The sequence below is a fragment of the Shewanella sp. 10N.286.51.B2 genome, from assembly GCF_041469265.1.
Taxonomy (GTDB): domain Bacteria; phylum Pseudomonadota; class Gammaproteobacteria; order Enterobacterales; family Shewanellaceae; genus Shewanella.
The window spans coordinates 21,333-42,491 of record NZ_JBFRKH010000019.1; the positions used below are offsets into that span (position 1 = coordinate 21,333).

General features: G+C 42.4%; 18 protein-coding genes. 8 read left to right on the forward strand and 10 right to left on the reverse strand.

The window, feature by feature from the left end; genetic code table 11:
• Window positions 1-22 precede the first annotated feature (22 nt).
• From AB4140_RS05625 to AB4140_RS05640, 4 genes are all read left to right on the forward strand, one after another.
• The gene (locus AB4140_RS05625) at window positions 23-847 is read left to right on the forward strand and encodes a hypothetical protein (protein WP_102475847.1); all 825 of its coding nucleotides are present in this window, start codon (window positions 23-25) and stop codon (window positions 845-847) included.
• Between the two features lie 601 nt (window positions 848-1,448).
• Window positions 1,449-2,165: a FadR/GntR family transcriptional regulator gene (locus AB4140_RS05630; protein ID WP_076541842.1), complete on the forward strand. Its 717-nt coding sequence runs from the start codon at window positions 1,449-1,451 to the stop codon at window positions 2,163-2,165.
• Between the two features lie 204 nt (window positions 2,166-2,369).
• A complete protein-coding gene (locus tag AB4140_RS05635) occupies window positions 2,370-4,235 on the forward strand; it encodes a DUF294 nucleotidyltransferase-like domain-containing protein (RefSeq protein ID WP_102475846.1) in 1,866 nt (621 codons plus the stop codon).
• On the forward strand, window positions 4,236-4,946 hold the full coding sequence (locus AB4140_RS05640) for a 3'-5' exonuclease (RefSeq protein WP_102437249.1): 711 nt from the start codon (window positions 4,236-4,238) through the stop codon (window positions 4,944-4,946).
• A gap of 256 nt (window positions 4,947-5,202) precedes the next feature.
• Here AB4140_RS05640 and AB4140_RS05645 read toward each other — a convergent pair whose 3' ends face one another.
• The 3 genes from AB4140_RS05645 to AB4140_RS05655 all read right to left on the reverse strand — a co-directional run bounded on the left by AB4140_RS05645 (window position 5,203) and on the right by AB4140_RS05655 (window position 7,197).
• Window positions 5,203-5,826: a bifunctional 4-hydroxy-2-oxoglutarate aldolase/2-dehydro-3-deoxy-phosphogluconate aldolase gene (locus AB4140_RS05645; protein WP_102437247.1), complete on the reverse strand. Its 624-nt coding sequence runs from the start codon at window positions 5,824-5,826 to the stop codon at window positions 5,203-5,205.
• 78 nt (window positions 5,827-5,904) lie between these two features.
• Window positions 5,905-6,846, reverse strand: a complete 942-nt coding sequence (locus AB4140_RS05650; RefSeq protein ID WP_102437245.1) for a sugar kinase — start codon at window positions 6,844-6,846, stop codon at window positions 5,905-5,907.
• Window positions 6,847-6,864: 18 nt separating this feature from the next.
• Window positions 6,865-7,197, reverse strand: coding sequence for a cupin domain-containing protein (locus AB4140_RS05655; protein ID WP_102437243.1), 333 nt, complete (start codon window positions 7,195-7,197; stop codon window positions 6,865-6,867).
• A 436-nt stretch (window positions 7,198-7,633) separates the two neighbouring features.
• Here AB4140_RS05655 and AB4140_RS05660 point away from each other — a divergent pair, with 436 nt between their 5' ends.
• On the forward strand, window positions 7,634-9,769 hold the full coding sequence (locus tag AB4140_RS05660) for a heparinase II/III family protein (RefSeq protein ID WP_102475844.1): 2,136 nt from the start codon (window positions 7,634-7,636) through the stop codon (window positions 9,767-9,769).
• A 4-nt stretch (window positions 9,770-9,773) separates the two neighbouring features.
• On the forward strand, window positions 9,774-11,924 hold the full coding sequence (locus AB4140_RS05665; protein ID WP_102475843.1) for a heparinase II/III family protein: 2,151 nt from the start codon (window positions 9,774-9,776) through the stop codon (window positions 11,922-11,924).
• 135 nt (window positions 11,925-12,059) lie between these two features.
• Here AB4140_RS05665 and pstB read toward each other — a convergent pair whose 3' ends face one another.
• The 4 genes from pstB to AB4140_RS05685 all read right to left on the reverse strand — a co-directional run bounded on the left by pstB (window position 12,060) and on the right by AB4140_RS05685 (window position 15,480).
• A complete protein-coding gene (gene pstB, locus AB4140_RS05670; protein WP_372000096.1) occupies window positions 12,060-12,809 on the reverse strand; it encodes a phosphate ABC transporter ATP-binding protein PstB in 750 nt (249 codons plus the stop codon).
• Window positions 12,810-12,821: 12 nt separating this feature from the next.
• Window positions 12,822-13,685 (reverse strand): phosphate ABC transporter permease PstA, encoded by an 864-nt coding sequence (gene pstA, locus AB4140_RS05675; protein WP_076541860.1) that lies wholly within the window; start codon window positions 13,683-13,685, stop codon window positions 12,822-12,824.
• Window positions 13,685-14,596, reverse strand: coding sequence for a phosphate ABC transporter permease subunit PstC (pstC, locus tag AB4140_RS05680; protein WP_076541861.1), 912 nt, complete (start codon window positions 14,594-14,596; stop codon window positions 13,685-13,687). The genes pstA and pstC overlap by 1 nt, the downstream gene beginning before the upstream one ends.
• A 74-nt stretch (window positions 14,597-14,670) precedes the next feature.
• A complete protein-coding gene (locus AB4140_RS05685; RefSeq protein WP_102475840.1) occupies window positions 14,671-15,480 on the reverse strand; it encodes a phosphate ABC transporter substrate-binding protein in 810 nt (269 codons plus the stop codon).
• A gap of 641 nt (window positions 15,481-16,121) precedes the next feature.
• Between AB4140_RS05685 and AB4140_RS05690 the strand changes: the two genes are divergently transcribed.
• Window positions 16,122-17,327 (forward strand): potassium/proton antiporter, encoded by a 1,206-nt coding sequence (locus tag AB4140_RS05690; protein WP_102475839.1) that lies wholly within the window; start codon window positions 16,122-16,124, stop codon window positions 17,325-17,327.
• 50 nt (window positions 17,328-17,377) lie between these two features.
• On the opposite strand, the gene AB4140_RS05695 is transcribed toward AB4140_RS05690, so the two are convergent.
• From AB4140_RS05695 to AB4140_RS05705, 3 genes are all read right to left on the reverse strand, one after another.
• Window positions 17,378-17,587 (reverse strand): DUF2061 domain-containing protein, encoded by a 210-nt coding sequence (locus tag AB4140_RS05695; protein WP_102439900.1) that lies wholly within the window; start codon window positions 17,585-17,587, stop codon window positions 17,378-17,380.
• A gap of 200 nt (window positions 17,588-17,787) precedes the next feature.
• Window positions 17,788-18,690, reverse strand: a complete 903-nt coding sequence (locus AB4140_RS05700) for a 1,4-dihydroxy-2-naphthoyl-CoA synthase (RefSeq protein WP_102520252.1) — start codon at window positions 18,688-18,690, stop codon at window positions 17,788-17,790.
• A gap of 87 nt (window positions 18,691-18,777) precedes the next feature.
• Window positions 18,778-19,125 (reverse strand): hypothetical protein, encoded by a 348-nt coding sequence (locus tag AB4140_RS05705; protein WP_102475837.1) that lies wholly within the window; start codon window positions 19,123-19,125, stop codon window positions 18,778-18,780.
• A 168-nt stretch (window positions 19,126-19,293) separates the two neighbouring features.
• On the opposite strand from AB4140_RS05705, the gene ccoG reads away from it, so the two are divergent.
• Window positions 19,294-20,721, forward strand: coding sequence for a cytochrome c oxidase accessory protein CcoG (gene ccoG / locus AB4140_RS05710; protein ID WP_102475836.1), 1,428 nt, complete (start codon window positions 19,294-19,296; stop codon window positions 20,719-20,721).
• Window positions 20,722-21,159: the final 438 nt, after the last annotated feature.

The window sequence follows — 21,159 nt, forward strand, 5'->3', positions numbered from 1 at the left end:
AAAAATAATTAGGAATATCAGAATGAAAAAGTATTTAGCAATTGCTGTTTTAGGTGCCTTAAGCTTTAACGCTGCAGCAGAAGATGATGATGATCTACGCCCTGGTAAAAGTACCATTGCCATTAAATGGGAACATAAACTGCTTGATGGTCGTACCGACCGCCCTAAAGTCGAGTTTGGCCATCGTATGCGCAACGGCTTTAAGTTTGGTGTTGAACAAGCGTGGCAATATGATCGCAGCAAGTCTGAAAAAGAAGTGGGTTTTGCCCCTGAGCAGTACGAGTTGACATTCAAAACAGATTATCAAACGCGTTGGGGCGATAATAACGAGCACCAGGCGGGCCCAGTATTAGATTATCAAACCAAAGAAACTGCCAACAGTATCCGATTTGGTGGTTACTATGGTTATAAAATTAATAGCGATTGGCAGGTAAAAGTGCGTGCACGTTATAGTCAGCACCTTGACCGTATCTCACTAAAAGATGATCCGGCCGATAGCTACTACCGCGATGACAAAAACAAAGAAATGCGTTACGACATGTGGCTGACGTACCGTTGGGATAACTTCCGCTTTGTTTATAACTTGATCCACTATAGCAAAATCTCATCATACAAGAACGACAGTGGTGTAGAGCAGCATGTATACAGTAATGGTGATCGCAGTTTATTTGAGCACGAGTTTACCGCGAACTACCGTTTCCCACATGCGAAAAAGCACACAGTATACGGTAAATTTAAGCTGAAAACTGAGATGCTTAAAGACAGCCATATGGTAGAAAACAGTGGTTACGATTGGTACGGTAAGCGTGATAACGCTATCGAGCTTGGTTATAAATACAGCTTCTAATGTTTAGCTGTTAATTTAATGAATAAATAACTATTGGGATTTTATCTAATTCCTTGGTTTTTAGTGATTAATTAACAAGAAGTCTGACTTGAAATGCTGCTTTGTCCTTGGTGACAGGCAGCATTTTTTTTACCCTTAACACTGAAATAAAGATTATTTTTGATTTTTGTGAGCTTGTCAGTATTAACTATGAACAAGGATTAAGTATTAATCTTCAATTAAGGTTATTATAATTACATTAATATTATTACTGGTCTAAAACTGGTGAATGTTAAACGATGCCAAATACTAGTTAAAAGAGTATCAGTCGGCGTTATAGTTCATTGTAAAAGACATAGTTTAACAAACTTTATTGGCTGACAAGTGTAATAGATTTCACTGTTATTACTTGCTAATCATCTAATATATAGAGTAAAAATATTTTATACTGCTGACTTTAATATTTGCGTCAAGGCCTAACTTAGCTAAAATGTTGTGGTTATCAATTGCCATTGTTAAACCTCTGCTTATCAGCAAGGCTCCTTTGCTTTGTATCTTTGTGATACAAGTTATTATGTCTTTTGTATTAATTAATGTGTAAATCATAGGTGGGTATTACTACATGAGCACAAAATTTACACCAATTGGTGGCGAAAAACGCAGCTTACATGTGCAAGTGGCATGTGAAATGGCTCGTAGTATTATTTCTGGTGATTTGCCACAGGGTGAGATTATCCCTGGGGAAATGGACCTTTGTACTCAGTTTGGTGTCAGCCGTACCGCATTGCGAGAAGCGATTAAGCTATTGACCTCTAAAGGTTTGTTGGAGTCTAAGCCCAAAGTCGGTACCCGAGTGCGAATGCAAGAGTATTGGAATTATCTTGATTCTCAATTACTTGACTGGCTCATTGACATGGAAAAAACCGAGCATCTCTATCAAGAGTTTTTATCGCTGCGTAAAGCGATAGAGCCTGAAGCCTGTGCTTGCGCCGCCCGCAATGCCACGGTTGAGCAGCGGATGCAGTTATCCGCACTATTTCAAGAAATGGATCGAATTTCTAAAGGGTTTGACCATGAAGGTTGGGTCGATGCCGATTTAGAGTTTCATCGGTTAATCTTTATTTCGACTGGTAACAGCTTCTTTTTACCGTTTGCCAATGTGTTGACCACCATGTTTAAGAGTTTCTTCCACCATGCCTCAAAGCGTGGCACTACCTGTATTGAAGAGCATCGTTTAATTTACGAAGCGATTATGGCGGGTAATGCAGAAAAGGCTCGTCAAGCCAGTGAAGAGTTGCTAAATCAAAGTGACCAAGAATTAGAAGCGATTCAGCAGTAAGCTTTAATCGCTAAAAAAGGCCAACTTGTTACTGACAGGTTGGCCTTTTTTTGTGAGCTGTTCTATAAGTTAAAAAGTAGCAGTTTTTCGCAGAAGATTGCTGTCTGGTTAACGTTTTATTCCTCAAAATGCGTTAATATTAAATCATACAAATGCCAAGGTTTTTGACCTTGATATCTACCCGTCGCTGATTGAGAGAAGATAATGGATGAATCGCTAATTCCTAATATTGTTGATTTTATTGGGCAAATTGACCCGTTTGATCAACTGTCAGGGGACGTTTTAAAAGATGTTGCCAGCTGCATTAGTATTACCTACCTTGGCCGTGGTGAGCAGATCCAATTCAGCGACGGTTCGAATGAAAAATATTTATATATTATTCGTACCGGCTCCATGGAGCAGCGTAAGCCTGACGGGGTGTTGCGTTCAAAAATGGGCCCTGAAGACTTATTCGGGTTTACCTTTTTAGAGCCCCTAAAGAATATCCTCGATGGTTATACCGCGACCGCCATCGAAAACACCTTGCTGTATTTAATTCCTCATTCAAAACTGCTTAAACTGACCGCCCAACATCAACAGTTTAGTGAAAGTATCTCCTCAGCGGCGCAACTGCGCTTACGTTCGGCCTTAAATGTGGTGTGGTCCAATAAAGAGAAAGGCCTATTTTTAAAGAAAGTTTCTGAAGTGGCCAGTGGTCATGCTGCAGTGGTTGATATTGATATGAGCATTCAAGATGTCGCCAAAGAAATGCGTGATACCTGCCGCACCTCAACCGCAGTTATCAAAAAAGACGCTAACATTGTTGGCCTTATTACCGACCGAGATATGACCAAGCGAGTCATTGCAGATGGCCTTGATATTAGTTTGCCTATTCATACGGTAATGACTACGCCTGCTATTACCATTGGCCCTGATGATTTAATTTTAAAAGCGGCATCTTTAATGATGCAGTCGGGTATTCGCAGCTTACCTGTGGTACGTGGCAATGAAGTTTTGGGGTTACTAACCTCGTCGCACTTGGTGCAAAAACATCGGATGCAGGCGATTTTCTTAATTGAGAAAATCAAATACACCGAGACTACAGCAGGGTTGGCAGAGTTAACTTCAGAGCGGCAAGCGATTTTTGAGGCCCTAGTTGATGGCAAGGTAAGCGCCGAAATTATCGGCCAAGTGATGTCGATGATCATGGATGCCTATAATCGCCGCTTAATTCAAATGGCCGAAGAGCAATTTGGCGCACCACCTTGTGATTACAATTGGGTGGTTGCAGGCTCCCACGCCCGCAATGAAATTCATATGCTGTCAGATCAAGATAGCGCCATTATTATGGATGACAGTGCGACAGAAGAAGATAAAGTTTACTTTATTAAGCTTAGTGAATTCGTTAATCAAGGCTTGGATGGTTGCGGCTATCCCACCTGTACCGGTCATTACATGGCATCGAACCCTAAATGGTGTCAGACCTTATCTGTATGGAAACAGTTTTACCGCAAGTGGGTCAGCAATCCCCAATATGGCATGCTGATGAATGTCAGCGTATTTTTAGAGGTGCGAAGCTTACATGGCAATGCTAATTTTTCCGCTGAACTGCAGCAGCACTTACATCAATTAATTGCCCAAGATCATCAGTTTTTGCATTCGCTGGTTACTGATGCCGTTCGAGTGCAGCCACCTTTAGGGATTTTTAATAAATTGGTGGTAGAAAAAAGCGGTAATAACACTAAGGTGCTTAATATTAAAAAGTATGCCTTGAATTTAATTGTCGATTTAGCACGTATTTATGGGTTAGCTGTGGGGTGTTCAGAGTCAGGGACTCGACATCGTTTTGAGTATGCCGTGAATCAAAAGCTACTCCATGAAGATGACTTTAAAGATATTATTGAGGCCTTCTATTTTGTGACTCAAGTGCGTTATAACCATCAACTATCGGCATTGCGTCAGGGGCAAAAACCCAATAATCACATGGAGCCGAGCTCGATCAGCTCATTTGAGCGTAAACATTTAAAAGATGCTTTTAGAATTATCAGTAACCTTCAGGATGCGGCCAAGCTTCGCTTTAGTGGTAATTAAATGATAAAAAAATGGCTAAACCACTTTCACCCACTAACGCGACTCAATAAAGCCAGGCAGGATTATATTGCTGCGCATCCGCAATTACCGGATTTTTTATTGGCGTTATTAACCCAGCCGTTGCCAGAGCTTGGAGCTAAGGTCACTGAACTCACCTATTTATCGCTAGACATTGAAACCAGTGGTTTGGATGCTAAGCAAGATCATATTTTGAGTGTTGGTTACGTTACTATGCGTGGCAAGCGAATTGACTTAGCCAGTGTCGGCCATACCTATATTAAAGGTGTGGTGAGGCCAGAAACCGCGGTGATAAACCACATTATGCCGCAGATGGTTAATCGGGCGCAGAAGTTGGATATTGTGATGGAGCATCTGTTTCGGCAGATGCAGGGTAAGTTACTGTTAGTGCATGGTAAGCAAGTTGAGCAGCAGTTTATTGATCATTATTTGATGAAAAAATATCAGCTACCACCCATGCCACTGTTGTGGCTTGATACCTTAGCGATTGAAAAGTCGATGACCTTGAACAAAGCTAGTCAACAAGATGGTGATTATCGACTGATATCGATACGACAGCGTTACGGTTTACCTGAATACCATGGTCATAGTGCCTCGGTTGATGCAGTGGCTACCGCAGAGCTTTATTTGGCCTTATGCACGAAATTATTTGGCAATCAAACAGGAGAGATTAAGCAGGTCTATCGCCCTTAACGTTGTGGTTTAATCGTGGTTTAGTTAGCTGCAGGCATAAAGCGAAAAATCCCCAATATCCATATTGGGGAAAGAATACCACCGGAGTGGGAGTATGATTTTTTTATTATTATTTGAGCATGGGGATTAGGTTTTCGCTAGTTTCTGCACTAGCTTTTATATCGGATTTAAAATGATGATTTGGTCTTTCTGTTAATCTTTTAATAAGCGCTGCAACTTGCTCATTTGCAGCAACTCATTATATTCACCACAGGTATTAGTTTAGTGCAGCTACCGCTTCACGAACTAAACGGCCAATTTCATCCCATTGCTGATTATCAACTAAATTCGCTGGCACCATCCAAGTTCCACCACAGGCAACCACAGCATCAACAGCTAAGTAGTCATTGATGTTTTTTGGTGAAACGCCACCAGTAGGCATGATTGTTACTGGGTAAACAGCGGTTAATGCTTTTAGCATTGATATGCCGCCAGAAGGCTCTGCTGGGAAAAACTTAACTGTGTCTAAACCCATTTCCATTGCTTGCTCAACTAATGATGGGTTGTTTACACCAGGGATAATCGGCATACCGCGTTGCTGACAGTATTTAACCGTGCTTGGGTTAAAACCTGGGCTAACAATAAAATCCACGCCTGCATCAATAGCCGCATCTACCGTTGCTGAATTTAATACCGTGCCCGCACCAATTAACATATCAGGGTAAGCTGCGCGCATATTCTTAATGGCTTGAGCCGCTGCTGGAGTACGGAAGGTAATTTCCGCACAAGGCATACCATTTTCAACTAAAACTTGGCTGAGTTTCACCGCATCATCGGCATTTTTTATGGCAATGACCGGGATAACTTTTAGCTGTTTTAGTCTTTCGTTTAGCGTGCTCATATTGTTTCCTTTTGAATAATAACTAGCGGTAATTCGCCCAAATGGATTACCTAAAACTGTTGCAGAAAATACTTAGCGCTATGAATCAAAGGCCATTGGTATTGCTGGCATTACGCTGATATCAATGATGGCACCTTTGTGCTGGATCACTTCACTTGCTAATGCATGACCGGTAAGCGCTGACTGTTGTTGGCTTGCGCCCAGTAAACGTTGTGACAAATACCCAGCAGCAAATGAATCGCCCGCTGAGGTGGTATCAACCACAGTTTCTACTAAGGTGGCTGGCACACTAACTTGGCCGTCTTTGGTGACGATGAGGCACTCTTCTGCACCGCGCTTAATGACTACTTCGCTCATGCCTGCACTGAGGCTGCGATCGATACAGGTTGCCAGTTGCGTGTCACCAAACAAGGCTTGTTCGTCTTCAAACGTGAGTAAGCCAATATCGGTTAGGGCCAACATTTTAAGATAGCTTTCTTGGGCCTGTTGATGTGACTGCCACAATCTGGGACGGAAGTTATTATCAAAAATAATCTTGCCGCCATTGTCTTTACACTTTTGCAGGACGTCGAACAGTATTGCTCGGCTTTTAGGGGTTAAAATCGCCAAGCTAATACCTGATAAGTACAACACATCGTATTGACTGATCGTTGTTAGCAGTGTTGCTGAAGCGTGTTCTAACCAGAATTTTGCCGCGGCATCATTACGCCAGTAATGGAAGCTTCGCTCACCTTCGTCATCGACTTCGATAGCGTATAAACCGGGCAGCTTTTCAGACATAATTTGAACGTGCTGGGTATCTATGCCTTCTTGTTGCCAGCTTTTAAGCATGTTTTGGCTGAAGGGGTCTTGACCTAAGGCACTGAAGTAGCTGATGGTCATATTTTTATCTTGAGTTAATCGAGATAAATACACCGCAGTATTCAGGGTGTCACCACCGAAGCTTTGGACAAGTTCGCCATCACGTTGTTGCAGTTCAATCATGCATTCGCCAATGATACCGACCTTTAACATAGACATATCAGCTCCTATTTGGTTTTATAGAAAATCTTGACGAGCAGGATTGAACATATCAATTAAAATGCTGTCTTGCTCTAACGCGACGGCACCATGCATCACCATTTTAGGCGCAATATAAGCATCGCCAGCTTTAAGCACTTTTTTAACACCATCGATTTCAGCTTCAAAGCTGCCTGCAGCCACATAACCAATTTGATCGTGAATGTCGTGAGTATGCGGGTGGCCGATGGCACCTTTATCAAATTTTACAAATACAGCCATTAAATCAGGAGTATAACCAATTATTTTGCGGCTCAAACCATCACCTAGGTCTTCCCAAGCGGTTTTGTCGTCTTCATAAAATGCGTTCATTACAATCTCCTTTTATTGTCGATAGCAGCAAGTAAGCTATATTCATCAGGCCTTAGTGCTTGATTGAACTTTGTGGTATCGACTATTTATCTTGGCTAAAGTTGCCGCTCAATTTGTACGTTAATCGAACGCCACCTTGTTTAGTATGATCTAAGTGTACTAGTAAAATACTTTTATTTGTAATACAAATCTACCGTAACTGTGATCGGCTTCGTATTTGTTTTATATTATTTTACAGGTCATACATCTATCTGATTGATTTATCGGGTTAAAAATAAATTATGTGATTTATTCATTATTTTAATAAGCACAGTTGATAGTGAAAACTAAAACTAATAGTCAGTGATCCAAGTCTATTATTAGTTTATATATGCTGAAATTTTTGTTTATTTGTATTATTTTAGATTCAGATGAGCACTTTTAGTTTGAGGTTAATATGTCGCAAGCCATTAAAGCGGTACTTTTTGAACAGTCGGAAATCACATCAATCGCCAATGAATTAGGTAAAGATAGCCTAATGGGTAAAAGCTTAACCAAGTTAATTGAAGATACTGACGCGTTTATGGCGTTAGGGGTTGAAGTCCCTGGCCATAGTGAAGCGGGTGGTTATGCACATAATCGTCACAAACAAAACTATCAATATATTAACCAAGCAGGACGTTTGTTTCTGGTAACAGGTGAAGACAAGTACGCTCAGTATACAGCTGACCTGTTACTTGCTTATGCAGATAAGTATTTGAAGCTTGATTACCATGAGCAATTGAACACTAACCCACCGGGTCGTTTGTTTCATCAAATCCTCAATGAACATGTCTTCCTGCTTTATTCTAGCTTAGGTTATAGCTGTATTCGCCATTGGTTATCTGCTGAGCAGCAGCAAACCATTATCGATGGTTTATTCCAGCCAATGTTAGATATGTTTACTGATAAGTATGCATTCGATTTTGACCGCATCCATAACCACGGCATCTGGGCTGTAGCAGCTGTTGCCATGTGTGGTTTAGCCATCGATAAGCCTGAATATGTTGAAATGTCTATTCACGGTCTTAAAGGTGATGACATTGAAGGCGGTTATTTAGCGCAAATCAGTAAGTTGTTTGCTCCTTCTGGTTACTACATGGAAGGTCCTTACTATCATCGTTATGCCATTCGTCCACTATGTTTGTTTGCTGAGGCGATTCACCGTCACCGTCCTGAGCTAGATATCTTTAACTTTAACGGTCAAGTCATTGGTAAAACCGTTAAAGCAATGCTGGCAACAGCTTATCCAAATGGGGTATTCCCTGCATTAAATGATGCTTCACTGACCATGGATATTTGCGATGCGGGTGTGATTGTGGCGCTGAGCTTATACGCGAAACACTATGGTATTGATGATGACATCTTAGGCATGGCGCAGATTCAAGATACAGTGTGGGTTAATGCTTGTGGCCAAGCACTTTCAAGCGCTTTTGATAACAATGATGCTGCTTTAAACCCTTGCTGGGCCAGTGTTGAGCTAAACGAAGGCCCAAATGGTGATCGTGGCGCGCAGGCATTTTTACGTATGCAAAGTAATAAAGGCGATGTGAGCCAGTTAGTGATGAACTACGGTCAACACGGCATGGGCCATGGTCACTTTGATACCTTAGGAGTGAGCTTCTTTAACAATGGCCAAGAAGTATTACGTGAATACGGCTTTGGTCGCTGGGTTAACGTGGAGCCAAAATTTGGTGGTCGTTACTTAGATGAAAACAAATCTTATGCTCGCCAAACTATTGCCCATAATGCGGTAGCGGTAGATCAAAAGTGTCAAAACAACTTTGACGTTAAATTAGCTGATAGCCGCCACGGTGAACCACACTTCTTTAGCGGTGATGATAAAGAAATTCAAGGTGTGAGTGCATTTTGTCGTGACTTCTATGAAGGGGTTGATCAGCAACGTAGCTTGCTCATGATAAACGACGAGCGTTTAGCACAACCCATCTTGGTTGATTTATACCGTTTAACCAGTGAGGTGGCGCATCAATATGACTACGCACTGCATTACGATGGTCAAATCGTGCGGACAAACTTTGATTATCAAACTCACGCCGAGTTATCGACGCTAGGTGATGATTTTGGTTATCAACATCTTTGGAATGTTGGTCAAGGTAAAGCAAAAGACACCACTTTAGTGAGCTGGTTACAAGGTAGCAGCTATTACACTTGGCTTACGGCATCAAGCGAAGAAGACGAAGTTATCTTTACTCGCAGCGGCGCCAATGACCCATCATTTAACTTACGCAGCGAGCCAGGCTTAGTATTACGTCGCAATGCAAAAGACACGCTATTTGCCAACGTACTTGAGACTCATGGTTACTTTAATGAAGCCATTGAAGCCAGTACTGAAGCCCGCGGCCAAATTACCGAGGTTAAGGTTATTGGCACCAATGAGCAGGGATCGGTCATCGAAATTATCGCTAAAGATTACTCAATCATTGTGATGGTCAGTAACCAAGTTGGCGTGACTGACGAGAGCAAAACTAGCGTGACATTTAACAATCAAGATTTCCAATGGCAGGGTTACTTTGCTGTTGAAGTAAGAGGTTAATACCATGAGTTACCAACCATTATTAATGAGCTTTGAAGAAGCTGCTGAGTTACGTACTCATCTAAATACAGACAGCTTAATGGGCCGCTCTATTGCTACTGAAGTGGCAGCTCTAGAAGCTTATCTACCTGTCGGCATTGAAATTCCTGGCCACGGTGAAGCGGGCGGTTATGAGCATAACCGCCACAAGCAAAACTATATTCACCTGGATTTAGCAGGGCGTTTATTCTTGATCACTCAAGATAAGCGCTACCTTGATTACGCTAAAACCATGTTGGTTGAGTACGCTAAGGTGTATACCAGCTTTGAGCTGAACACTAGCCGTGACTCAAACCCACCAGGGCGTATTTTCCATCAGACACTGAATGAAAACATGTGGATGCTGTATGCATCTTGTGCTTATTCGTGTATTCGTCATGAGTTAACCACTGACGAACAACAGTTAATCGAAAACGACTTATTCCGTCCTATGATTGACTTGTTTGTTGATACTTATGCCCACGATTTTGACATCGTCCATAACCATGGCCTTTGGGCTGTGGCGGGTGTGGGTATTTGTGGTTACGCCATTAACGACCAAGCCAGTGTTGATAAAGCACTTTATGGCTTAGCGGGTGACAGCGTATCAGGTGGCTTTATTGCTCAGCTTACGCAACTGTTCTCGCCAGATGGTTACTATATGGAAGGTCCGTATTATCACCGTTTCTCGCTTAGACCGATTTACTTATTTGCTGAGACTATTCAACGTCGTCAGCCTGAAATCGATATCTATAACTTAAAAGATCAAGTGATTAAAACCACCACTTACGCCGTGATGTCTACCGCGTTCCCTAATGGTGTGTTGCCAGCGCTTAATGATTCATCTAAAACCATGGACATTAAAGACGAAGGGGTACTGATTGCCACTAGCGTGTGCTTTAAGCGTTACTCCCAAGATGACAACCTTAAATCAATGGCTGTGCATCAAGATAAGGTTTGGGTACATGGTTCAGGTGCCGCATTATCTGACGGTGTAGCAAACTCTGAAAAACTCGCCGGTTTTAACTGGGGTAGTTTACAACTCACTGACGGCCCACAAGGCGAGCGCGGCGGTATTTCAATTTTACGTCATCGTGATGTTAAAGCTGACGATAGCATGGCGCTACTATGGTACGGCCAACACGGCAGTGACCATAAATTGCATTCAGCATTAGATCACGGTCATTTTGATGGTTTACACCTCAGCCTGTTTAATCACGGTCAAGAAGTGACTCACGATTATGGCTTTGGCCGTTGGGTTAACGTTGAGCCAAAATTTGGCGGTCGTTATATTCCTGAAAACAAAAGCTACTGTAAGCAAACTGTTGCTCACAATACAGTTGTGGTTGATGAAACCAGTCAAAACCAAGGTGACACCGCCACTGCTGAAGCACGTTGGGGTGAACCGCACTTCTTTGTGGCAGGTGATAACAACATGCAAGCCATGAGTGCATTTGTACGTGGCTACTACCCAGGGGTTGATCAACAACGCACAGTAGTGATGTTCGAAGTTGCCGGCATTGCTAAGCCAATCGTATTGGATTTATTCCGCTTAACCAGTGACGAGCAGCATACCTATGATTATGTAATGCATCACAGCGGTCAAATTATCCGTACTGATTTTGAGTACCAAACGGCGTCTAAGCTTAAGCCTGTCGGTGAAAAATCAGGTTATCAGCACTTGTGGAACATTGCTTCAGGCAAGGTTGATCAGCAAGGCAGCTTGGTAAGCTGGTTAATGGGCAGCAGCTACTATTCAATGGTGAGCAGCGCAACCCAAGACAGTGAAGTCATTTTTGCCCGTACTGGCGCCAATGATCCTGATTTTAACTTACGCAGCGAGCCGGTAATGCTGTTACGTCAGCAAGGCAAGACGCATTTATTTGCTAACGTCTATGAAACCCATGGCTATTTCAATGAAGCGATTGAAGCGAGCACTGATGCTCGCGGTCAAGTGAGCAAGGTTGAAGTACTCACTCACACAGCTGATGCATCAGCTGTGAAACTGACGCTGGTGTCAGGCCAAGAGGTTAATGTGTTTGTATCAAACAAAGCTGATGTCAATGCAGACAGCCACACAAGCCTTGAAATTGCTGGTAAAACAGTAAGCTGGAAAGGTGAAGTGCATATTGGTTAATGGCCAATAAGGCTGCCTAATAAGCAGTCTTATTTATTACCAATCAAAAAAGCCCGAGCTAACCATGTTAGTCTCGGGCTTTTTGTCTTTAGCGGGCAGTATAAGCAGGCTTGGATAAACTATTTAGTAGACAGCTTAACCAAATTCACCGCTAACATAACCTTGAGTGCGGCTATCTACTGGGTGTTGGAATAAGGTGGCGGTATCCGCGTGTTCAACTAACTCGCCCATCCAGAAGAAGGCGGTTTTATCTGAAATCCGTTTTGCCTGATTCATTGAGTGAGTCACAATTACGATGGTGAACTTTTTACGTAGCTCGTCCATTAACTCTTCAATTTTATGGGTAGCTATCGGATCAAGCGCACTGGTTGGCTCGTCCATCAAAATCACTTCAGGTTGCATAGCAATGGCACGGGCAATACACAAACGTTGCTGCTGACCGCCTGATAAACCAAGTGCTGGACTATGAAGGCGTTTTTTCACTTCATCCCATAATGCTGCACCACGTAGAGACTCCTCTACGGTTTTATCAATCACTGACTTGTCTTTTTCGCCTTGCGCTTTTAGGCCAAAGGCAACATTGTCATAAATACTCATCGGGAATGGGTTGGGTTTTTGAAATACCATCCCCACGCGCATCCGCAGTTGTTTTACATCAATGTCTGAATATATGTTTTCGCCTTCAAATAACACATCACCATCAATTTTTACCCCTGCCACTAAGTCGTTCATGCGGTTTAAGGTGCGCAATAAGGTTGATTTACCACAACCTGACGGGCCAATTAACGCCGTGACCTGTTTAGCAGGAATAGGCAATGAAATATTCTTCAGCGCTTGGTTTTCGCCGTAGAAAAGGTTGAGATTATTGACTTCAAGCTTGTTCATTTTTAAATTGCCTTAATGTGAATGTTTATCAAATCGAGCTGCGATAATTTTGGTGGCTAGATTGAGTACTAGCACTAATACAATCAAGATGGTGGCTGTGGCATAGGCCTGATCCCACTCATGTTGAGTAAATAATTCTTGGGTGAGTTTATATAAATGCACGGTTAAGGTGCGGCCAGAATCTAATACTGATTCTGGAATTTGTGTCACCATGCCCGCGGTTAAAAATACCGGTGCCGACTCACCAATCACCCGGCCTGTACTCAAAATAATTGAGGTCACAATACCCGGTAATGCGTTAGGTAAAATGAGGCGCCAAATGGTATAAATCTTTGAACTGCCCAGTGCATAACCCCCTTCACGGTAGCTCATAGGTACCGCCATTAGCGCTTCTTCAGTGGTGCGGATTATCACAGGTAAAATCAGCATTGATAGTGTCAGCGCGCCAGCAAGGATAGAGAACCCAAGGCCCAGTACTGTCACAAAGAAGGTCATACCAAACAGACCGTAAACAATCGATGGGATACCGGCTAATGATTCAATACAAAAACGGATCACTTCAACCAATTTACTGCCTGGTTTGGCGTATTCGGTTAAGTAAATAGCGGTCATAATCCCCAGTGGCGCTGCGATACCCAGTGACAATCCAACCATATAAACGGTTGATACAATCATCGCCCAAATACCTGATGCTTCGCCAATGCGAGTGTAGCTACTGGTAATAAACTCCCAACTGACATGGCTTAAGCCGTTAGATAAAATGTGCCACACGACCCAAAGTAAAAATACTATGGTGAGCGCTGCAGATGCCCAAACGCCTGCCAGTGCAGCCTTGTCTTTAAACACTCGGGATTGCTTGTTTGATACTTGAGTCATTATGCATGCCCTCTTTTACGGTTTAGATAAAGTAGTCCAGCATTTAAACAAACGATAAAGGCCAGTAATACAATGCCTGTAGCGTATAAAGCACTTGAGTGGATGCCGGTTGCATAAGACATTTCCATAGCGATGTTAGCCGTTAATGAACGTGCAGGTTCAAGTAGTGAACCTGGCATAGCAGGAGCATTACCCATCACCATGATAATGGCCATGGTTTCACCAATGGCGCGGGCGACACCTAAAGCCACACCGGTATAAATTCCGCTTTTAGCTGCAGGAATTAACACATTAAAAATACTGTAAATATGCGATGCCCCTAAGGCTAAAGCACCTTCTTTGTAAGTCGGGGTGAGTGCTCTTAACGATGTTTCTGAAATCGTAATAACCGTTGGCAAAATCATAATCGCCAACACGATAATCCCCGCTAATAGAGTGTTACCTGCAGGAATATTAAAAATGCTTTCAATAGCTGGCACGATAACAATCAAACCGAAAAAGCCATAAACCACCGACGGAATACCCGCTAATAGCTCAACAGCAGGTCTAACAATGTTGGCGAGCCACTTTGGGGCAATTTCCGCTAAGAAGACAGCGGTTAATATTGCGACTGGTACGCCAATCATTACCGCGCCCATGGTTGAAGCAAGCGAGGCGACAATCATGGCGGCTATACCGTAAAGCGCAGGTGGTAGCCATTCTTTACCAAAAATGAGGTTTAACACTCCCGCTTCTTTAAATGCGGGTAATCCTTCATAGAAAACGAACCAGCCAATAGTGATGACCGATACCACGCCGACCATGGCGCTGAGAAAAAATAACCCGTGAAAGAGTAGTTCAACCCAATCAATTTTCTTGGCAGGAGACAGTGACACCTTTGTCGTCATGTCTATTTTGCTAGCCGTTTCCATGTTACAACCTCTATATAAACAAAAAGCAGCATAAGAAGGTCTAGGCCTTCTTATGCCATGCATTCAATCAGTAATTACTGAACGCGGATGTAGCCTTCTTCTGCAACGATACCTTGACCGTCTGCAGACATAATAAATTCAATAAATGATTTTGCTGTTGCTGGTGCGTCTTCATTTATTAACGCAATGAAAGGGCGGGCAATTTGATAGTCGCCAGCGGCAATGTTGCTATCGGTAGCGGCAACACCATTGACTGATAATGCGTTGAGTGAATCATCAACACTACCTAGTGAAATATAACCAATAGCGTATGGGTTGTTAGCAACGATGGTTTTAATCATGCCGTTACCGTTACCTACTTGAGCTGAAGGAGTAATAGCAGTTACTGTGTGGCCATTAACTTTACGTTGTAGCTGCATGATTTCTTCAAATGCGCCACGAGTACCGGAACCATTTTCGCGAGTAACAACAACGATTGGACGTGCTTCGCCGCCAACTTCGCTCCAGTTTTTGATTTCGCCACGGTAGATTTTAGAAATTTGTTCTTGAGTCAGGTCTTTAACTGGGTTTGCTTTATTTACTGCAGCAGCAATACCATCACGAGCAATAACAATTTCTTTTGTTTTTGGCGTTAATTCATTTGGTTTGATATTACGAGATGACATACCAATCATACTGGTGCCATCTTTAGCGGCGCGAATACCTGCTGATGAGCCGGTGCCCTGTACTTCAACATTTTTGTTTGTCGTATTTTGATAATTCTCTGCCAGCACTTCCATAACGTGGGCAACAGAGGTTGAACCAGACACTGTAACTGTACCAGCTTGAACAAGAGGTGCTGCCATTAAACCAACAGCTGTTAGTAAACCAATCACTTTTTTCATCACAAGTTCCACTTAATATAGGTAGTTCGTTTAATCCATTTGGATATCAACATTAGGGCGCTTCTCTTTTAAGGTTCGATTTGAAGCGAGTGCATTAAGACAGATCAATATGACAGTTAAGTTACAGTCAAAAGCGAGCAAATTAATTTGGATTAATTGTGGTTAGGTTGTTGCTTTGTTGGTGTTAATTGGTTGTTACCGGTAACGGGTGGTCGAGTGAGGCATTTTGGAAGTTGGCTTTTAATTTCTTAAATTTGCAGGCTTTATGTGGATATAGTTGTAGTGGGTGCTTGGGTGCGTTCGGGGCTTGTCAGCTAGTTGTTTTGCTGTGTTAAGTTAATTGTGAATTAAGTTTATTTTAACCTTGTGTCGATATTTGGGTTTTTCTTTATGCAGTGGTTATTAACATTTGGGCTAATATGAAAGTTTTATGACAATCAATTAAGGCGCTAAAATAATATACAATTAGTAAGCTTAACCGCCGTTTGAGTGGGGTTAAGTCATCGCAATGTACACTGCAACATCGTCTTTTTACCTTTTCATTGCCAAGTTTACGAGCAACTAAGATATGCACACCGCATGCAACGCCCACTCTTACAGCAGAGAGCATCGACATTATTCACACTATATAAGGTAAATGTATGACAACAGAAATGGTCATGATTGGCATCTCAGTACTCATTGTTATTGGCATTTTATTGCACCATCCATCTCGCACCTTAGGCATACCTTCGTTGCTGATATTTATGGGGGTCGGTTTATCCTTGGGTAATGGTGAGTTTAATTTCGTGTATGACAATCTCGACCAAACTGCATGGATAGGGGGGTTGGCACTTAATGTGATTGTATTTGTCGGTGGCTTAAATACCTCCACCGATAAAATTAAAGTGGCCTATAAAGAAGGCGGAGTATTAGCGTCATTTGGGGTGATATTTACCACACTCATCTTTGCGGCAATTCTTTATGGACTGCTGGATTTTAATCTAATCACCTGCTTGTTATTTGCCGCTATCGTATCTTCAACTGATGCGGCGGCAGTATTTTCAATTTTAGAGTCTAAAAAGCTTAAGTTAAAAGAGCAAACCGATACTGTGCTGGAGTTCGAGTCAGCCACCAATGACCCTGTGGCAATGCTAATGGTGATTGTATTAACCGATATGACACTGGCTTCTCATCAAGCGGTTGCTATTTCAACCTTATCACTGCACCTAGCGAGCCAGATTTTGGTTGCCATTGTGGTGGGCTTCTTAATTGGTAAATTAGCAGTATTACTGCTTAATCGAATTAGTTTGGCTGAATTCGGGCTTATTCCGGTATTTGTGTTAGCGAGCTTTATTATTGCTACTTATAGCGCCGAGATGCTTGGCGGTAATATTTTACTGGCGTCTTATATTGCTGGTGTGGTGATAGGTAATGGCATTAAGCGCGGCCAACTGGTTAATTTACACTTTTTTAATAGTTTATCTTGGTTGGCGCAGGCGTTGATGTTTATCGTGCTCGGACTGCAGATATTCCCGCAGACATTAATGAACGTCTTTTGGATTTCTATTATTCCGGGGCTATTACTTATCTTGGTCGCGAGACCGTTAGCGGTGCAGTTATGTTACTTGCCGTTTGTGAAGGCCAGCTGGAAAAAGCGTTTATTTATTTCAATGATAGGCCTAAAAGGGGCAACTCCGATTGTGTTTGCCTTAATACCTGCAGCGGCAGGCGTACCAGGTGCGATAGAAATCGTCCACATGGTATTCTTTTTTGTATTGATGTCTGTGTTTATTCAGGGCGGCGCTATTGCACCCTTGGCCAATAAACTTGGGTTAGAGCAAAAAGAGCAGCATAAAGCAGAGTGATCGATCAGATCATTTGATACTGTAATTGGCTAAGCCATTATAAATGGGGGTTAAGCTGCGCTGAGTTGTTGCAAGGTATCTTCAGCTTTAGCTTGCTCAATGCGTTTCCAGACTTTCTCATGAAAATAGAATACTACGGTATTTACAGCAGGTTCTAATAGTGCGATAGCGCCGCCGATAACAATACTGCCTGTTAATAGATAAGTGACAGTAAAAGCGACACAGAAATGTAAGATGGCGAAAGTGATTGTTTTTTTCATGATAAATGACCTGTTTTATTAATCTGATGCAAATGATAATTGTTATCATCTAGATTGTAAAGGTCAGTTTATCGATAGGCGTTATTTGATTTTTCAATTAAGCCGACCGAGAAATGGTCGGCTTAATTTGCTGCTATTACTATGAGTGGCTGACATCTTCTAAGTTAACGATAGTAAGCAACAGTAAGCAACAGCAAGTATTAGTAATGCCAAGGGAACTTAGAAAAGTCTTGGTCGCGCTTTTCTAAAAATGCATCACGGCCTTCTTGCGCTTCGTCTGTGCCATAAGCTAAACGAGTGGCTTCACCAGCAAATAATTGCTGCCCAACCAAACCATCATCTGGCAAGTTAAAGCCATATTTGAGCATACGCATCGCGGTTGGGGATTTACTGTTGATTTCTTTCGCCCAGCTTAATGCTTCAGTTTCAAGTTCAGCATGGGGGATAGAGCGGTTAACCATGCCCATATCAAACGCTTCATCAGCGGTATAATTAAAGCCAAGGAAGAAAATCTCACGAGCACGTTTTTGGCCGATCATTTTCGCTAAATAAGCACTACCATAGCCTGAGTCAAAACTGCCTACATCAGGATCCGTTTGCTTAAATACCGCATGTTCTTTAGAAGCTAAGGTGAGGTCGCACACAACATGTAAGCTATGGCCGCCGCCAACAGCCCAGCCAGGTACTACAGCAATAACCACTTTAGGCATAAAGCGGATAAGGCGTTGTACTTCTAATATGTGCAAGCGGCCCATGCGTGCCACATCAGGTTTACCTTCTTCTGCGCCTTCATATTTATAGCCATCTTTACCTCGGATACGCTGATCGCCACCGGCGCAAAAAGAGTGCTGACCTTTTGCTGATGGGCCGTTACCTGTAATTAATACACAGCCGACATCAGACCATTGGCGGGCATGATCTAACGCAGTGTAGAGTTCATCAACGGTTTTTGGGCGGAATGAATTAAGACAGTCGGGGCGGTTAATCGCGATACGCACCGTACCTTGATCTTTTGCGCGATGATAAGTGATGTCTTCAAAATCGAAGTCAGTTACAGTGTCCCAAAGTGTTGGGTCGAATATGTCGGAAACCTGCTGAGTCATTTTTTGCTAGCCTTTTTCAATAGATTATCCAAAGGCTAGGCTGAAATAATTCTCAGGTCAATTGACATAGGGCAGGAAAGCCAAAAATTATATTTTATCGCAGATAAATTGCAGGTTTTGTTTACTAATAGCAGGATGTGTCAGCCCAAAACCGCAATACTCATCTTTAAATGCACTCACAGACTCATTGTCAGTAAACACGCTTTTCAGTTCAGTGAGTTCTTTAGCTGTCAGTCTTTCAATCACCTCACTGGGAATGGTGGGGATGATATCTTCCTTTCTGGTGATCTTAGTGCCCGTCATTGATTTTAGTTTTTTTTCTGTATCGTTGAATACCGACTCAACTGCAGCAATAGGTTCATCTAATTTGTCGGTTTCGGTGGCAAAGTAGTAAATAACGCCGCCAATCAGTGCTATAAGGATCCAGCCTCTCATCTTTTAGTCCAATTAAAGTGAAAAAGTTTAAACAATGCGAGTATAATACACTCAATTAACACTCTATAAACGAGTGCGTAGCAGTTACAGGCTATTTTTATCTAAATTAATAACGTTTTCTGTAACCTAAACAGAATTTGCCCCTTTTTTGAGTAGTAAGGCATCAAGATGACACAAGAATCTCAAACTAAAGATTACGCTAAGCAAACCCGGATCAAAATTCATCAACCCGACGCCAGTAAAGCGGATCGCTTTAATCCGAGTAACAGTATCTATGTCCGTGCTGTCACAGGACTGTGGACCACGGTAAGACGCCGTATTGGCTGGGCGACTTTATCTTTCTTTCTTATCCTGCCTTGGTTGCCTTGGGGTGATAGACAAGCCGTGTGGTTTAATTTGGGTGAACAGAAGTTCCACATCTTTAATCTCACTATTTGGCCGCAAGATTTAACCCTATTGGCAGCACTCTTTACTATTGCCGCATTTGGACTGTTTTTTGTTACCACCTATCTCGGGCGAGTTTGGTGTGGCTACACTTGTCCGCAAACCGTGTGGACATTTATCTTTATCTGGTTAGAAGAGAAGTTTGAAGGTGCGCGAAATAAACGTATCAAGCTAGATCAGATGCCCTGGAGCTTTAATAAGCTATGGCGTAAAACAGCCAAACACACTTCTTGGTTACTCATATCATTACTTACAGCGATGACCTTTGTGTCGTACTTTGTGCCAAGCCGTGAAGTCTATATTGATGTATTTACCCTTAATGCCGATATTGGCATTTATTTCTGGGTAGTATTTTTTACCTTAGCAACCTACGGTAATGCTGGCTGGATGCGTGAGATCATGTGTATTCATATGTGCCCTTATGCGCGCTTCCAAGCAGCCATGTTTGATAAGAACACTTATATAGTCGGTTATGACGCAAAACGTGGTGAAACCCGTGGCCCACGTTCACGCAAAGCAGACCCTAAAGAAATGGGCTTAGGTGATTGTATTGACTGTGACCTATGTGTCCAAGTTTGCCCTACCGGTATTGATATTCGTAATGGGCTGCAATATGAGTGTATTAACTGCGGCGCCTGTATTGATGCCTGCGATACCACAATGGAGCGAATGGGTTATGACAAGGGACTTATCAGCTACACCACCGAAAATAAATTAGAAAACGTTAAAGAAAGCATCATAAGACCGAAATTGGTGGGTTATGGTGTGGCGTTAACAGTCATGATCTTAGTGTTTATCTATGCCAGCGCCACAATTGCCCCTGTGCGAATGGATGTTATCCGAGACCGAAATGCTTTATATAGAATAACCAACGATGGCTTAGTGCAGAACACCTATACCTTAAAGCTACTTAATAAAACTGAGCAAGCACAGCAATATGCACTTTCGATGGATGGTATTGAAGGATATGAATGGAGCGGTCCACAAACCGTATCAGTGCAAGCGGGTGAAGTGCTCACCTTACCTATTAGTATTGCTGTCGATCCAGGGGTGTTAGAGCGAACCGTGACTAAAATTAACTTAATCGTAGCCGCGACCATTGATGATAAGGCCGTTGTCATCAAACAAGAATCAAGATTCTTTGGTGAGTAAAGCCTGATATAGCGCCTTAAAAGGGACGGTTAGTCCCTTTTTTGTGCGTTTCGTTTGAAATAGCAACGAACAAGCCATTTTCTATCGTTTTCTTCATAAAAGCCCTTGCGCTAAATCTTAACTTGCCTATAATGCGCATCCACTGACACGGCGACAGGCCAATAGCCTCAAGGTGTTAGCGTTAATTAAGCTGCTTTTAAAGCGTCATAATTAACCGGTTGAAAAGCATTTTAAATTAATTTTAAAAATGACTTGACGCCAACAACGGGAAGTGTAGAATACGCATCCCTAAGCCAACGACCTAGCGTCAAATGGCCGCTGATATGAAAGATTATTTCTTACATAATTAGCAACGCTCTTTAACAAATCAAACAAGAAATCTGTGTGGACACTCACAGGTGTTGAGTTAATCGAAATTGCTCATTCTTTCTCGTAAAG

Excerpts from the sequence above, each read along its gene's own strand:
- AB4140_RS05625 (WP_102475847.1), top strand. The coding sequence starts at position 23 with ATGAAAAAGTATTTAGCAATTGCTGTTTTAGGTGCCTTAAGCTTTAAC.
- AB4140_RS05630 (WP_076541842.1), top strand. The coding sequence starts at position 1,449 with ATGAGCACAAAATTTACACCAATTGGTGGCGAAAAACGCAGCTTACAT.
- AB4140_RS05635 (WP_102475846.1), top strand. The coding sequence starts at position 2,370 with ATGGATGAATCGCTAATTCCTAATATTGTTGATTTTATTGGGCAAATT.
- AB4140_RS05640 (WP_102437249.1), top strand. The coding sequence starts at position 4,236 with ATGATAAAAAAATGGCTAAACCACTTTCACCCACTAACGCGACTCAAT.
- AB4140_RS05645 (WP_102437247.1), bottom strand. The coding sequence starts at position 5,826 with ATGAGCACGCTAAACGAAAGACTAAAACAGCTAAAAGTTATCCCGGTC.
- AB4140_RS05650 (WP_102437245.1), bottom strand. The coding sequence starts at position 6,846 with ATGTCTATGTTAAAGGTCGGTATCATTGGCGAATGCATGATTGAACTG.
- AB4140_RS05655 (WP_102437243.1), bottom strand. The coding sequence starts at position 7,197 with ATGAACGCATTTTATGAAGACGACAAAACCGCTTGGGAAGACCTAGGT.
- AB4140_RS05660 (WP_102475844.1), top strand. The coding sequence starts at position 7,634 with ATGTCGCAAGCCATTAAAGCGGTACTTTTTGAACAGTCGGAAATCACA.
- AB4140_RS05665 (WP_102475843.1), top strand. The coding sequence starts at position 9,774 with ATGAGTTACCAACCATTATTAATGAGCTTTGAAGAAGCTGCTGAGTTA.
- pstB (WP_372000096.1), bottom strand. The coding sequence starts at position 12,809 with ATGAACAAGCTTGAAGTCAATAATCTCAACCTTTTCTACGGCGAAAAC.
- pstA (WP_076541860.1), bottom strand. The coding sequence starts at position 13,685 with ATGACTCAAGTATCAAACAAGCAATCCCGAGTGTTTAAAGACAAGGCT.
- pstC (WP_076541861.1), bottom strand. The coding sequence starts at position 14,596 with ATGGAAACGGCTAGCAAAATAGACATGACGACAAAGGTGTCACTGTCT.
- AB4140_RS05685 (WP_102475840.1), bottom strand. The coding sequence starts at position 15,480 with ATGAAAAAAGTGATTGGTTTACTAACAGCTGTTGGTTTAATGGCAGCA.
- AB4140_RS05690 (WP_102475839.1), top strand. The coding sequence starts at position 16,122 with ATGACAACAGAAATGGTCATGATTGGCATCTCAGTACTCATTGTTATT.
- AB4140_RS05695 (WP_102439900.1), bottom strand. The coding sequence starts at position 17,587 with ATGAAAAAAACAATCACTTTCGCCATCTTACATTTCTGTGTCGCTTTT.
- AB4140_RS05700 (WP_102520252.1), bottom strand. The coding sequence starts at position 18,690 with ATGACTCAGCAGGTTTCCGACATATTCGACCCAACACTTTGGGACACT.
- AB4140_RS05705 (WP_102475837.1), bottom strand. The coding sequence starts at position 19,125 with ATGAGAGGCTGGATCCTTATAGCACTGATTGGCGGCGTTATTTACTAC.
- ccoG (WP_102475836.1), top strand. The coding sequence starts at position 19,294 with ATGACACAAGAATCTCAAACTAAAGATTACGCTAAGCAAACCCGGATC.